This window comes from Psychrobacter sp. 1Y4 (assembly GCF_051847555.1).
This window is the reverse complement of the sequence record NZ_JBPYDE010000309.1, coordinates 1-866: the sequence shown is the minus strand read 5'-3', so window position 1 is coordinate 866 and position 866 is coordinate 1. Positions and strand designations below refer to the sequence as shown.

Sequence of the window (866 nt, the reverse complement as noted above, 5' to 3'; positions counted from 1 at the left end):
AAAGCTAATATCAGCTAATCAAAATAATTAGCATCGTCCAGACACGATAAAACCGCATAGCAATAAATTGTTATGCGGTTTTATTGTTAACTATCCATGTTACCTATCACGACTGCTTTCTATGCATCCTTGCACAAATATTCAGTGATTGTGATACTGGGCATCCTGCCCTTATTACTGCATACAGCATCTAATCTTAACTGCTGCTATCAGCAATGGGTATGTGTCCTTACTTCAACTACTATTATCATCCTGATGCTAATAGTTGAATCATTATCCTTAATACGGTCAACTCAATCCTTGAGTCACATTCCCTAATGCCGTGTAACCATAATGCCTAACTCTCACTCTCATGTTAAGTCGCGTAAACGTCCTTGCGTGTAAGCAGATGCTTACAACGATTTAATTATTCTCAATAATTACAACTTATTAACGCAAATGACACTTAATATAAAGCTTTGTATCCTATGATAGATAATGTAAGAAAACATTTCTAAAAATAGTTTTTTTAGTGATGGTAGCTCTTAATACCTATCTGATTATGGCTGTATCAACATATTTTAGAATCTCCTACCTTTGACTCATATGAGCATTCTTATCGCAAGCTCTCTAAAACCTTATAGGATATTGCATTATGAAAACTCTAAAACCGTTCTCCTTTAAGACAGCCATATCTACTGGTCTTATCGTTGCTCTATTGGGTACCACTGTCGGTTGTGCTGTCGTTGGTCCAGGCTATGATAACCAGCCCATATATCGTGGTGATAATAATCGGCAGAACGATAGCTTCAACCGCGTCAGCCAGCAGCTACGCCAAGACTTACGCCGCAAAGGCTATCAAGTCATAGACATTCGCTCTGATAGCT

1 pseudogene is annotated in these 866 nt (G+C 38.0%); it reads left to right on the top strand.

Features of this window, described 5'->3' with window-relative positions:
- Positions 1-634: 634 nt before the first annotated feature.
- Positions 635-866: pseudogene (locus ACS8FC_RS15975) on the top strand (hypothetical protein); the annotation flags it as partial.